The sequence below is a fragment of the Pseudomonas sp. MDT1-17 genome (assembly GCF_054898105.1).
The window spans coordinates 3198968-3212382 of record NZ_JBUBVM010000001.1; the positions used below are offsets into that span (position 1 = coordinate 3198968).

Sequence of the window (13415 nt, forward strand, 5' to 3'; positions counted from 1 at the left end):
TCGGCAGCTCCTACAGACATTGACCCGCTCCAAGACGATGCGTAGCCTTGCGCTTTCGAGGTTCTTCGGCGTCTGCCGAAGCTAAGAAGGGAACGCGGTCGATGCCGCGGCTGCCCCCGCAACTGTGAACGGTTCTGTTGGCTGCCACGCCACTGCAAGCCCTGTCTATCGGGCCCGCGGGAAGGCGCAGCCAACGTCAGTCGAACGACTGGCAAGCCGTCAGCCAGGAGACCTGCCTCGACACAGATTCTCACTTTCAACCGGGCGGGGTGATCCGGTGGCGAACTCTTCAGGCACGCGCGTCCGCGTTGCCGGTCGTCGTCCCGTATGCCCGCCACCTTGCCAAAGGGCATCCGATGAAAACACTGGCCAAACTCCCCGTCACCATCGTTACCGGCTTCCTCGGCTCGGGCAAAACCACGTTGCTGCGGCACATGCTCGACAATGCTCAGGGCCGCCGTATCGCGGTGATCGTCAACGAGTTCGGCGAGCTGGGCATCGACGGCGAAATCCTCAAGCAGTGCTCCATCGGTTGCACTGAAGAAGAAGCCAACGGCCGCGTCTATGAACTGGCCAACGGCTGCCTGTGCTGCACCGTCCAGGAAGAGTTCTTCCCAGTGATGCGCGAATTGGTCGCCCGTCGCGGCGACCTCGACCACATCCTCATCGAAACTTCGGGTCTGGCCCTGCCAAAACCGTTGGTGCAAGCCTTCCAGTGGCCAGAAATCCGCAGCGCCTGCACCGTTGACGCGGTCATCACCGTGGTCGACAGCCCAGCGGTCGCCGCCGGCACCTTCGCGGCTTTCCCGGATCAGGTCGATGCCCAGCGCAAACTCGATCCGAACCTGGACCACGAATCGCCGCTGCACGAACTGTTCGCCGACCAACTGGCCAGCGCCGACCTGGTGATCCTCAACAAGGCCGACCTGATCAGCCCTGAAGACCTGGCCCGTGTACGCCTGGAAGTCGCGGAAGAATTGCCGCCCGCCGTAAAAGTCATCGAAGCCAGCAGCGGTCGCGTGCCTCTGGACGTGCTGATCGGCCTCGGCGCCGGTTCCGAAGAACACATCGACAGCCGTCACAGCCATCACGATCACCACCATGAAGGTGAAGACGATCACGACCACGATGCTTTCGATTCGATCTCCATCGAACTGCCTCAGGCAGACGAAAGCCTGCTGCTGGACGCGCTGACTCAACTGGTGGTCCAACACGGCATCTTGCGCGTCAAAGGTTTTGCGGCGATTCCGAACAAACCGATGCGCCTGTTGATCCAGGGCGTGGGCACACGTTTCGACAAGCATTTCGACCGTCAGTGGGGCGCCGATGAAGCGCGCACCACGCGCCTGGTATTGATCGGCCAGGAGCTGGACGGAATGCTAATCGAAACGCAATTGCGCGCTGCGCTCAGCGTTTAAGCCATGCACCTGCTCAGGACCCAGCCCGGCGGTTTCGTGTCGGATGACAACATTGCCGACCTTGGACAAACCCCCGCCGAGCTGGTGATCCTGTGCAGCGGCGACTCCAGCCTCGCGCTACTCGCCGAAGCGGCGCAGCAGTTGCCCGACGATTACCCGAGCGTGCGTCTGGCCAACCCGATGCAGGTGCAGAACCACGCCTCAGTCGATCTGTATGTCGACGAAGTGTTGCGCCACGCCAAGGTGATTCTGATCTCGCTCCATGGCGGCATCGCTTATTGGCGTTATGGCGTGGAGCGCTTGGTGGAGTTGTCGCAGCGCGGCGTGCAGCTGATTCTGGTGCCCGGCGATGACCGTCCGGACCCGGAACTCAGCGACCTGAGCACCGTGGCTGCCTGCGACCGCGATCGGCTTTGGCAGTTTTTGCGTCAGGGCGGCATGAGCAATGCCCTGGATTTTTTCCGCTGCCTTGCCGATCGTTGGCTGGAACGCGACTACGCCTGGGCCGAGCCGCAAACCCTGCCGCGCACGGCGATCTACCATCCGCAAAAAAGCCCCGCAGACCTTCACGATTGGCAAGCCGACTGGCAGGCCGATCAACCGGTGGCGGCGGTGTTGTTTTACCGTTCGCATTTGCAGGCGGCGAACACCGGTTTCATCGATATTTTCTGTCAGCGCTTGCAGGCGGCGGGGCTGAACCCATTGCCGATTGCGCTGGCCAGTTTGAAAGAACCCGGCTGCCTGACGGTGGTCGAGGACCTGCTGGACGAAGTTGAGGCGGGGGTGATTCTCAACACCACCGGTTTCGCGCAATCCAGCCCCGAAGCGCCGCACCTGCGACCGTTTCGCCGCAACATCCCGGTGATCCAGGCGATTTGCGCCCAGGACAACGAGCCTGCTTGGCGCGCCAGCGAACAAGGCCTCGGTCCACGTGATTTGGCGATGCACATCGCGCTGCCGGAACTGGACGGGCGGATCATCAGCCGGCCGATCAGCTTCAAGGACCTGGCCTGGCGCAGCGAGCGCAGCCAGTCGGATGTGGTCTGCTACCGACCGCAACCTGAACGCATGGATTTTGTCGCCGAACTGGCGCGGCGCTGGATTGATCTGGCGCGTGTGCCCAATGGCGAGAAGCGCATCGCCCTGATCCTCGCCAACTACCCGACCCGTAATGGGCGTATCGGTAACGGGGTGGGCCTCGATACCCCGGCCGCCGCGCTGAATATCCTGCGCGCGCTGCATAAAGAAGGTTATCCGCTGCCCGCCGAATTGCCGGACACGGGCACCGCGTTGATCCAGCAATTGCTCGGTGGCGTCAGCAACGACCTCGACACCCTTGACCAGCGTCCCTGTCAGCAAAGCCTGGCGATGGATGACTACCTGCTGATGTTCGACGCCTTGCCCGAATCCAACCGTCAGGCTGTGCTGGAACGTTGGGGCACGCCCGAAAGCGATCCGATGTGCCGGGGCGGGCGAATGATGATCGCCGGGCTGCGCTTTGGCCTGACCTTCGTCGGCATTCAACCGGCGCGCGGTTATCAGGTGGATCCGAGCGCGGTGTATCACGACCCGGACCTGGTGCCGCCGCACGGTTATCTGGCGTTCTACTTCTGGTTGCGTAACACCTACGGCGCCCACGGCGTGATTCATGTCGGCAAGCACGGCAATCTCGAATGGCTGCCGGGCAAGGGCGTCGGGCTGTCGCAGAGCTGCTGGCCGGATGCGCTGCTCGGGCCGCTGCCGAACATCTATCCGTTTATCGTCAACGACCCGGGCGAGGGTGCCCAGGCCAAGCGCCGCACCCAGGCCGTGATCATCGATCACCTGATGCCGCCGCTGACGCGCGCCGAAACCTACGGCCCGTTGCGCAACCTCGAATTACTCGCCGACGAATATTACGAAGCACAATTGCTCGATCCGCGCCGTGCCCGGGAATTGCAGCGCGACATCCTGCAGCTAGTGCGCGAGACGCACATCGACCGCGAACTGCAGCTGGACGAAAAACTCGACAGTGATGCCGATGCGGCGATCTGGTTGCCGCGTCTGGACACGTATTTGTGCGACTTGAAAGAGTCGCAGATCCGCGATGGTTTGCATGTGTTCGGCGAGTCGCCGACCGGGCGTTTGCGCATTGATACGTTGTTGGCCCTGTTGCGGATCCCCCGTGGCGATGGTCGTGGGGCGCAATCGAGTCTGTTGCGGGCGCTGGCCAAGGCGTTTGAGCTGGGGTTTGATCCGCTGGATTGCGCGCTGGCCGAGCCGTGGGCCGGACCGCGTCCCGTTGAGCTGCAATCACTTAACGATGAAGTCTGGCGCACTGCCGGTGATACCCGCGAACGCCTCGAACTGTTCGCCGCTCAACTGATCGAGCAGGCTTTGAACCAGCCTCAAGCCAAACCCGGACCCTGTGGTAGCGAGCCTGCTCGCGAAGCGATTGAACATTCAACATTGATGTCGATTGACCCACCGCTTTCGCGAGCAGGCTCGCTCCCACAAAAGGCGGATTGGTCCGAGGTAAGCGCGATCATCGACAGCCTGCGTGACGTCGTCGCGCCACGGCTGGATGCTTGCGGTCCGGCGGAACTGCGCGGTCTGCTCGACGCCCTCAGCGGTCGCTTCGTGCCGGCCGGCCCCAGCGGTGCGCCGAGTCGCGGTCGACTCGACGTGCTGCCGACCGGGCGCAATTTCTACTCGGTGGACGTGCGTAACCTGCCGACCACCACCGCGTGGCGTATCGGTTTCCAGTCGGCCAACCTGATTCTTGAACGACACCTGCAAGACCATGGCGATCATCTGCGCCAACTCGGCTTGTCGGTGTGGGGCACCGCGACCATGCGCACCGGCGGCGACGACATCGCCCAGGCCATGGCGTTGATGGGCGTGCGCCCGGTCTGGGCGACGGGCAGTCATCGGGTCGACGATTTCGAAATTCTGCCGCTGAGTCTGCTGGACCGTCCGCGCGTGGACGTGACCTTGCGCGTGTCCGGATTCTTTCGCGATGCCTTTGCCAACTTGATCCGTCTGTTCGACGCCGCCGTGCAAGCGGTCGCCGCCCTTGACGAGCCGGACGACCTCAACCCCCTGGCTGCCAAGGTGCGGGCGGAGCGCGAAGCGTTGATGCAATCGGGGCTTGATGAAGATGCGGCCAGGCGTCAGGCCGGTTGGCGCATCTTTGGCGCCAAACCGGGCGCTTACGGCGCGGGCGTGCAGGGCGCCATCGATGGTCGTCTGTGGCAAAGCCGCGATGACCTGGCCGAGGTTTATCTGAACTGGGGTGGCTACGCTTACGGCGGTTCTGACGAAGGCACCGCGGCGCGAGAGCAGTTCGCTCAGCGCCTGAGCCAAGTGCAAGCGGTGCTGCAAAACCAGGACAACCGTGAACACGATTTGCTCGACTCCAACGACTATTACCAGTTCCAGGGCGGCATGCTCGCGGCCGTGGAAAGCCTCAGTGGTGAAGCAGCGGCCAGTTACCATGGCGATCACAGTCAGCCGGACTTGCCGAAGATCCGCACGTTGAAGGAAGAGCTGAACCGGGTGATTCGCTCGCGGGCAGCCAATCCCAAGTGGATCGACGGCGTGAAGCGCCACGGCTATAAAGGTGCGTTTGAACTGGCGGCGACGGTTGATAATGTGTTTGCGTTCGACGCCACCACGCAGTTGATCGACGATCACCAATATGCATTGCTGGCGGATGCGTATTTGCTGGACCCGGCGACCCGGGATTTTGTACGTGAGCACAATCCGCATGCGTTGCGTGACATGACTGAGCGGATGCTGGAGGCGCAGCAGCGGGGGATGTGGAAGGAGCCGGGTGAGTATCGCGAAGCGCTAGAAAATTTGTTGCTCGACATAGAAGAAGACAGCTAACTCTGCGGCACCGCTAACCCTGTGGGAGCGTGGCTTGCCCGCGAAGAGGCCCTCACATTCAACATTGATATTGACTGACCGGACGCCTTCGCGGGCAAGCCAAGCTCCCACAGGTACAAGGTGTACCTGCTACCGACCATGACCGAGTATTAACAATGACCGACACCCCCCATTTCCCTCTCTCCGCCGTGGTCGGCGCCGACGATCTGAAACTCGCCCTCTACCTGACCGCCATCGACCCGAAAATCGGCGGCGTACTCATCGAAGGCCCCCGCGGCATGGCCAAGTCAACGCTGGCCCGAGGCCTGGCGGATCTGCTGGCCAGCGGCCAATTCGTGACATTGCCGTTGGGCGCCACCGAAGAACGGTTGGTCGGCACCCTCGACCTCGACGCCGCCCTGAGCGATGGGCGCGCGCAGTTTTCCCCCGGTGTGCTGGCCAAGGCTGACGGCGGTGTGCTCTACGTTGATGAGGTCAATTTATTGCCCGATCACTTGGTGGACCTGCTGTTGGATGTGGCCGCCAGCGGCACCAATCTGATCGAACGTGACGGCATTTCCCATCGGCATTCAGCGAAGTTCGTGCTGATCGGCACCATGAACCCGGAAGAGGGTGAGCTGCGTCCGCAACTGCTCGACCGTTTTGGCCTGAACGTCGCCCTCAGTGGTCACACAGCACCGGCCGAGCGTGGTCAGATCATCCGCCGTCGGCTGGATTTCGACAGCGATCCGGACAGCTTCTGCGCTGAATGGGAAAGCCAACAGCAGTCTTTGCGCGAACGTTGCCAGAAGGCGCGCAGCACACTGGCAAGCATCCCGCTCGACGATCATGCGCTGGCGCAGATTACCGAGCGTTGCTTTGCCGCCAGCGTCGATGGCTTGCGGGCCGACCTGGTCTGGTTGCGCGCGGCGCGTGCCCATGCAGCGTGGCGCGGGGCGAGCGTAATCGCCGAGGAAGATATCGACGCCGTCGCCGAGTTTGCCTTGCGCCATCGCCGCCGCGAGCAGTCGCCACCGGCGCCGCACCACAGTCAGCCGCCATCGACCCAAAACGCCAACCCGAGCGAAGGCCAGGGTCAATGGGGTGAAATGCCCGCCCAGGCGTTAACGGTCGGCGCACGACGTGAAGTGCCGAGCTGGCCAAAAAAGCCCTAGGCATTCGCCCTCGATCTGACGCGGGGGCGAATGCCAGACCCCGCGCCGGACGGCTGGACAATGGCAAACAGGGTAAACGTCACGCGGCGCGCAGCGGCTCGATCAACTGGCCCGGTACGTTGCTGAATGGCCGCCCGCGTCAACGCGACGATGTCTTGTTTCACCTGCGCACCCGTTCGCCCCACGAACTGTGGCTGGTGATCGTCGACGCCTCGGCCTCGACCCGCCGCCATCAGGCGTTGAGCGATGCCAAGGGCTTGCTGGCGCAGTTGTTCGACGACGCCTATCGCCAGCGTGCGCGCCTGGCATTGCTGACGGCCAGTGGCAATCTACCGAAATGGCAAGTGCAAGGGTTGAAAGCCTCCGCCGGTTTGCGCAACTGGCTTGATGGCCTGGGAGCGGGCGGTGGCACACCGTTACTGGCGGCGCTGGGTGAGGCGGGGCATTGGCTGACAGCACGGCAAAAACGCTTTCCGGCGGAACAGCAGCGATTGTTGTTGGTCACCGATGGCCGATTGAAGGACTGGTCAAGGTTGCCGGCGCTTGATTGTCCGGGGCTGCTGATCGACATCGAACGCGGGCCGATTCGGCTTGGACGGGCTAAAGTCTTGGCAAATCAATTGCAGGCTCAGTACCGGCATATCGATGATATGGAGTGAACCGAAAAGATCGCAGCCTTCGGCAGCTCCTACCGATGTACGCCGTTTATTGTAGGAGCTGCCGAAGGCTGCGATCTTTTGATCTTCACAGGAGTGAGTCATGCGCGTTCTAGCCACCAACCATCAGGATGATTTCCGCGTCAAGGCCTACGCCGGCACCAACGGCGTGCTATTGGCCATGGACCTGGCCGAACCCCGCCGCAAAGGCCTATTGGGTTTCGCCATCGAAAAACAGCAAGGCCCCAAGCCCTGGCTGTTTCTGTTCAACAGGCTGACCTTCCCCGGCAAGGTGCATACGTTTCCCCACTTTCACGCCACCCCCAGCGATATCGCGCCATTGCAGAAATTTCGCTGGGCTGATTACGCGGTCAATCCGGGGATGACGATCCATTACCGAATCCACCTGGCTTACGGCACCGTTGATGCGCCGCAACTGGGTGAATACCTGGAAGTGACAGTCACTTCCGACAATGGCCTGCCGAATAACCAAAGCGTGATCTTCAACCGTGCGGTCGCCGCCAGCCAGGCGTTCCAGCGTAAATTTCCCGAGCTCGACGCGCTGATCAGCGCCAACAAAAACCTGCCCATCGAAGCCTGGCCGGATGCCCCGCGGCAATGGCTGGAAAACGGTTTGCTCGGGCGTCTGTTGGGTTTTATTGAGCGTGCGGTGGATGCTCAGTGGGCGCTGGACATTGCCATCTACGAGTATGAATTGCAGCCTATCGTCGATGCGGTCAATGCAGCGTTTGCACGGGGGGTAAACGTTCGCGTGCTGTATCACGCCCAGCCGGGTGATGAGGACACCGCCATGAACGAAGCCAGCCTGGAAAATATCCCGGCAGAGAAAAAGCGCGGGCGAGTCACCCACAACATCTTCCACAACAAGTTCATGGTGCTGAGCCGGCTCGACGCAGCGGGGCAACGGCAGCCCGAAGCGGTGCTTTGCGGTAGCACCAATTTCACCCCCAACGGCGTCTACCGTCAGGCCAACGTGGTGCATGTGCTGGACGACACGCGAGTCAGCGCCAGCTATCTGCACACCTTCGAGCAGGTCTGGACCCACCCGGCGGATGTCGGCGCCACCCGAAACTGGCTCACGCAAAACAACCCGATGGATCCGCTGCAACCGATGTTCGCAGGGTTCTCGCCGCGCTCGGGCAAAGGGGATCTGGGTGAGTTTGTCGAGATCATCAGCGCCGCGAAAAAGGACGTGCTGTTCGTCACCGCGTTCGCCTTGCCCGACGATATCCTGAACGCCTTGCTCGGCCAGCCCCACGACGATATTTTGCGTTACGGCCTGCAAAACACCGCCAGCCGCATCACCGGTTTTCACGCCGACCGCACCGCCGAATTCGCCGCCACCGCGCTGCTCAACACCGGGTTGGAAGGCTGGCTCAGAGAGAACATGAAAGGCCAGAAGGGCAACCTGCTGGTGCACACCAAAGCCGTGGTGACCGACTTCACCAGCGATGCACCGACGATCATCAGCGGCAGCCATAACCTCAGTGCCGCGGCCAGCAATGGCAATGACGAGAACTACTTGATCATTCGCGGCAATACCGATCTGGCGGACCGTTATGGACTGGAGTTGCTACGATTTTACGAGCATTACCGCTTTCGCTATTTCGCCAAGAAACTCGCGCTCAAGCAGGTCCAGCCGTTGGCGGCGGATGACCGCTGGACCGATGACTATTACCTCGACGGGGATTTGCGTCAGCTATCCAGATTGCGTTTTTCAGGACGGTAAACACACTCGCGGGGCTGGTAGCGAATGTCGAGCGTGTATTGGCGTCATTTTAGCCTTAACGCCGACGGCAGCAGTCGAGGGGACGGGGATTGGATTACGCATCAGAGCCTTGGCTCGTTCCACTTCATCGTGAAACGTGTGGCCGATGGAGGCGAGGGCTGAGGTCAGCAGCAATGCTGCACCGACACCCTTGATCGCCCGCGGTGTCGAGGAACAGCGCATTCCCTGAGGCTGTGAGTAACGTCAGTCGCGGGATCACCTTGTGTTTGACGGACATGGCAGCGTTTCTCTACTGTAAAAGTCAGTGCAGCTTATCGCCGGTTGGTGCTTTCTTTGTTAGGCACGCCTTGTCACTCCATTACCTTTGAGCTAGCGCACCGATGGATATTCGCCATTTCCGCTATTTTCTGGCCGTTGCCCGGCAAGGCAACTTCACCCGCGCCGCCGAACAACTCGGTATCGCACCGCCGACCTTGACTCGACAGATCCAGGACATGGAGAACGAACTCGGCACGCGATTGTTCGTGCGCCAGACACGTGAAGTCAGCCTGACCGAGGCCGGCGCCGCGCTGGTGATCGAGGCCGAGGCGACGGTGCGGCAATTCGAATACGCTCAGTACAACGCCCAGCGTGCCGGGCGCGGGGATATTGGCCATATCGAACTGGGTTACGTGGCTTCGGCGGTGTATTCGGGCTTGCTGCAGAAACAGGTGCAAGCCTTCAGTCGCGAGTGTCCTGACGTCAGCCTGAATGTACGGGAAAGTCCCATGGCGTCATTGCCGGTGATGGTGGTCGAGGGGCGTTTCGATATTGGCTATGTCCGCTCACCGATGACCTTGCCTGAAGGCCTGGAAGCCATTCGCCTGGATGCAGAAGGTTTTGTGCTGGCGCTGTCGGCCGAGTCCTGGCTGTGCCGTCTGCCAGAGATTGCCCCGGAAAACTTGCAGAACGAGACGTTCATCCTGCCGGAGCAAATCAGCGGCACTTTGCAAGTCGCCGCCGAGGGCGGGTTTGCGCCGAAACTGGGGGCGCAACCGGGTGGCCTGGTGGCGGTCATAGCGCTGGTGTCGTTGGGGCAGGGCGTGGCAGTCGTGCCGGAATCGGTGGTCGGGCATGTCAGTCTGCCCGGGGTCTTGTACCGGCCGATCAAAGGGTGTGAGGCGAACTCCTGGTTGTCGTTGATCCATCGGCGATTCGAAAAATCACCCGCGGTGGAGCGGTATATCGAGCGGGTCAAAAAGCGCTGATTACAGATTTTGTAATGATTTCCGACTGTAGGAAATGTCGATTTCGCCTGTACGCTCCAAGGCCTTTTTCCTTTCAGGACCTGCATGAACACCCTCTCGGAGCCTCCCAGTTATCCTTTCTCCTCGCGCAACCGCGCGGTCTTGATGCACGCGAAGCATCCGGTCTTCCGACTTCCGAATCCCTTTGTCATTTCACCGCCACGGCCTCTGCGCCGCGCCTTGCCGTGCCCGGCATTCTGAATTCACTGAAGAGATCGAGACGTTTTTATGGAATGGATAGCTGACCCCACCGCGTGGCTGGGCTTGTTGACGTTGATTGTGCTGGAACTGGTGCTGGGCATCGACAACCTGGTGTTTATCGCAATCCTTGCCGACAAACTGCCGCCCGAGCAACGCGACCGTGCGCGGCTCATCGGTTTGTCCCTTGCGTTGCTTATGCGCCTGGGCCTGCTAGCGAGTATTTCGTGGCTGGTGACCTTGACTCAGCCGTTGTTCGAGGTGTTCGACAAGAGCTTCTCCGGCCGCGACTTGATCATGCTGTTCGGTGGTGTGTTCTTGTTGTTCAAGGCCACCATGGAATTGCACGAGCGACTCGAAGGCCATGTCGGTCAGCGCGCTTCTAATGCGGCTTATGCGATGTTCTGGCCGATCGTGGCGCAGATCGTGGTGCTTGATGCGGTGTTCTCCCTGGATGCGGTGATTACCGCTGTGGGCATGGTCGATGAACTGGCGGTGATGATGATCGCGGTGATTATTTCCATCGGCCTGATGATCGTCGCCAGCAAACCGCTGACCCGTTTCGTCAATGAACACCCGACGGTGATCATGCTCTGTCTGGGCTTTCTGATGATGATCGGCTTCGCGCTGACCGCTGAAGGCCTGGGGTTCCACATACCGAAGGGCTACCTGTACGCGGCCATCGGTTTTTCGATCCTGATCGAGATCTTCAACCAGATTGCCCGGGCTCGCCGTAAAAGATCGATGCAGGGCCTGCGACCGATGCGTGAGCGCACGGCCCACGCCGTGATGCGTTTGCTTGGTGGTCGCAAGCTGGCGGTGGAGGAGGTTGGCGAGGATATTGCCGACATGCTGGACAACGGCGAAGCGCAGAGCGTAGAGCTGTTCGACCGTCGCGAACGAGTGATGATCAGTGGTGTGCTGCAACTCGCCGAGCGACCGATCCGCACCTTGATGACTGTGCGCGCTGATGTCGATCACATCGACCTGTCCGACGATGCCGAAGCCATTCGCACGCGCCTGATGCATTCGTCCTATTCACGCCTGCCGCTGATTCGCGATGGCGCGGTGGATGAGCCGCTGGGCTTTGTGCACAAGAAGGAATTGCTCAAGGAATACCTGGCCGGCAACCAGCCTGGTCTTGAGCATTTGGCGCGCAAGACCATCAACTTGCTGGACAGTTACTCGATCCTCAATGCCCTGGAACAGATGCGCCACGCCTCGACTCACATTGCGTTTGTGGTCAATGAGTTCGGTGACTTCGTCGGTGTGTTGACCATGACTGACATTCTCGAATCGATCGCCGGCGAGTTGCCAGACGCCAGCGAAATCGAGGGCCCGGATGTGGTCGAGGAGAAGGGTGGATTCATGGTCAGCGGCGCGTTGAACCTGGCGCGGGTGCGACAGCGGACCGGGTTTGCGGCAGAGCCCACCGACGACTATCAGACCTTGGCCGGGCTGGTGGTGAGCCTGCTGGATCGCCTGCCGATGATTGGTGACAGCCATGAGTGGAAAGGCTGGCGGATCACGGTGGCGGCGGTTGAAGAGCGGCGGGTGACGCGGGTGTTGCTGGTGCGCGCTGTTTAGATCGTTCCCACGCGCGGGAACGATCATTTCTCAAACCCCGATCAACGTGTGCGCCCGAGGAACAGTGCACAGTCTGCGTAGGGTTTGGCGCAACCACGCCAGATCGTGACCCGGTTTACGGAGCACCATTGCCGGTTTCACCTGGCCGATGTGCCTGGCGAAGTCTTCCTGCAGGGTTTGCTCAGTGCCAATGCCCTTGAGCCTCTTCATCAGCTTCCCATTCTTGTAAAACAGCACGGTCGGGGTGCCAGTGACGTCCGGATGCCGAGGCGATTCACTGGTGTTCAACATGTAGATTTGGGCCTGAAGCCGATACGGCTCAGCAATCTGGCGAAAGATCGGTCCGGCCATTTCACAGGCGGGACAGTGTTGACTGCCGAAGTACAAGATCACTGGACGCCAGGTTTTCAGGGCCTTGCGGTAGACCGGGGCCAGCGCTTTGCGAGCGATTTTCGAGCTCATTGAAACCTCCTTTTTCATCGTGCATCGAGTGCCTGTTGACAGTAAAGGAGTCAGCCGCGATCAGTCTACTGTCAGAAATAACAGGTAGGTTTTCCTACGTAAACCAGGACACTCCTTACCGCGTTGCAGGACCAACCCGACAGGAAACACGGAAAGCCGGAAGCGTGTGGCGTGATACTTTTTGTTCATTCCTCAACGGAGACAGTCAGGGGCTTTAGGAAAGGAGTGTCCGAACAGATGAGTGGGAACCTGGAGCGCAAGATCAATCCAATCGAAGGGCAAAAAGCGGCAAGCACTGAGCGCCTCCTTTATGACAAAAGAGACAGAGGCAGATACGCTTTGGAGTGCTATTTTTTAGCACTTCTAAAAGCACCCTAAGGAATAACTTCATGACACATATCGTGCTTTCGCAGGTGGTGGCTAGCATCTCTGAACTGAAAAAAAATCCGATGGGTACAGTCGCTGCTGGCGGTGGCCTGTCCGTTGCAATCCTTAACCGCAATGAGCCGGCTTTCTATTGTGTTCCCGCCAAAGAGTACGAAGCCATGATGAATCGCCTGGATGACTTGGAGTTACTTGCCCTTTGTAACGAGCGGGAAAATGATCCGACCATAAGGGTTTCGATTGATGACCTATGAGCTGGAGTTCTCAGAAAAAGCCTGGAAAGAATGGAAAAAACTCGGAGTAAACCTGAAGGGCCAGTTCAAAAGGAAACTTCAGGAGCGTCTTGTAAACCCCCACGTTCCCGCTGACCGACTCAGCGGGCTTGGAAAATGCTTACAAAATCAAGCTGTGTAGTGCCGGATATCGAATGGTATATCGCGTCCTTGATGATGTGCTGGTAGTGACCGTGATTGCCGTGGGCAAAAGAGAGCGGAGCGATGTTTACAAGAATGCAGCCGATCGCTGATGGTCCTTGGTAACTTCATTTTCCGGCTGCCCAGTCTAATGCAGCACCGCACCGAATCAGCTCATCAAAACTCCGACTGTGAACCAGGTACCCGCACTTTGTAGCTAAAGGTAGCGATCTCTCA

9 protein-coding genes, 1 pseudogene and 1 riboswitch are annotated in these 13415 nt (G+C 60.1%); of the genes and pseudogenes, 9 read left to right on the top strand and 1 reads right to left on the bottom strand.

What is annotated here, in order from left to right:
• Positions 1-41: 41 nt before the first annotated feature.
• Positions 42-254, top strand: a riboswitch (cobalamin riboswitch).
• A 102-nt stretch (positions 255-356) separates the two neighbouring features.
• From cobW to ACYZTX_RS14845, 7 genes are all read left to right on the top strand, one after another.
• A complete protein-coding gene (gene cobW / locus ACYZTX_RS14815; protein WP_462034679.1) occupies positions 357-1418 on the top strand; it encodes a cobalamin biosynthesis protein CobW in 1062 nt (353 codons plus the stop codon).
• 3 nt (positions 1419-1421) lie between these two features.
• Entirely contained in the window at positions 1422-5288 is a 3867-nt protein-coding gene (cobN, locus tag ACYZTX_RS14820; protein WP_462034680.1) for a cobaltochelatase subunit CobN, read from the top strand.
• A gap of 155 nt (positions 5289-5443) precedes the next feature.
• Entirely contained in the window at positions 5444-6442 is a 999-nt protein-coding gene (locus tag ACYZTX_RS14825; RefSeq protein ID WP_462034681.1) for an ATP-binding protein, read from the top strand.
• Positions 6443-6444: 2 nt separating this feature from the next.
• Complete coding sequence (locus ACYZTX_RS14830) at positions 6445-7101, top strand: vWA domain-containing protein (protein WP_462037047.1); 657 nt, start codon at positions 6445-6447, stop codon at positions 7099-7101.
• 100 nt (positions 7102-7201) lie between these two features.
• Positions 7202-8848, top strand: coding sequence for a phospholipase D-like domain-containing protein (locus ACYZTX_RS14835; protein ID WP_462034682.1), 1647 nt, complete (start codon positions 7202-7204; stop codon positions 8846-8848).
• 380 nt (positions 8849-9228) lie between these two features.
• Positions 9229-10095: a LysR family transcriptional regulator gene (locus ACYZTX_RS14840; protein ID WP_462034683.1), complete on the top strand. Its 867-nt coding sequence runs from the start codon at positions 9229-9231 to the stop codon at positions 10093-10095.
• A gap of 267 nt (positions 10096-10362) precedes the next feature.
• Complete coding sequence (locus ACYZTX_RS14845) at positions 10363-11919, top strand: TerC family protein (protein WP_462034684.1); 1557 nt, start codon at positions 10363-10365, stop codon at positions 11917-11919.
• A 30-nt stretch (positions 11920-11949) separates the two neighbouring features.
• Here the strand turns inward: ACYZTX_RS14845 and ACYZTX_RS14850 are convergent, their stop codons facing one another.
• Complete coding sequence (locus ACYZTX_RS14850) at positions 11950-12381, bottom strand: thioredoxin family protein (protein WP_462034685.1); 432 nt, start codon at positions 12379-12381, stop codon at positions 11950-11952.
• A 389-nt stretch (positions 12382-12770) separates the two neighbouring features.
• Between ACYZTX_RS14850 and ACYZTX_RS14855 the strand changes: the two genes are divergently transcribed.
• Positions 12771-13019, top strand: a complete 249-nt coding sequence (locus ACYZTX_RS14855) for a type II toxin-antitoxin system Phd/YefM family antitoxin (protein WP_462034686.1) — start codon at positions 12771-12773, stop codon at positions 13017-13019.
• A pseudogene (locus ACYZTX_RS14860) lies at positions 13009-13291 on the top strand (type II toxin-antitoxin system RelE family toxin). The gene ACYZTX_RS14855 and the pseudogene ACYZTX_RS14860 overlap by 11 nt, the downstream one beginning before the upstream one ends.
• The last annotated feature ends 124 nt before the right edge of the window (positions 13292-13415 follow it).

Coding starts and splice junctions, on each gene's coding strand:
- cobW (WP_462034679.1), top strand. CDS start 357: ATGAAAACACTGGCCAAACTCCCCGTCACCATCGTTACCGGCTTCCTC.
- cobN (WP_462034680.1), top strand. CDS start 1,422: ATGCACCTGCTCAGGACCCAGCCCGGCGGTTTCGTGTCGGATGACAAC.
- ACYZTX_RS14825 (WP_462034681.1), top strand. CDS start 5,444: ATGACCGACACCCCCCATTTCCCTCTCTCCGCCGTGGTCGGCGCCGAC.
- ACYZTX_RS14835 (WP_462034682.1), top strand. CDS start 7,202: ATGCGCGTTCTAGCCACCAACCATCAGGATGATTTCCGCGTCAAGGCC.
- ACYZTX_RS14840 (WP_462034683.1), top strand. CDS start 9,229: ATGGATATTCGCCATTTCCGCTATTTTCTGGCCGTTGCCCGGCAAGGC.
- ACYZTX_RS14845 (WP_462034684.1), top strand. CDS start 10,363: ATGGAATGGATAGCTGACCCCACCGCGTGGCTGGGCTTGTTGACGTTG.
- ACYZTX_RS14850 (WP_462034685.1), bottom strand. CDS start 12,381: ATGAGCTCGAAAATCGCTCGCAAAGCGCTGGCCCCGGTCTACCGCAAG.
- ACYZTX_RS14855 (WP_462034686.1), top strand. CDS start 12,771: ATGACACATATCGTGCTTTCGCAGGTGGTGGCTAGCATCTCTGAACTG.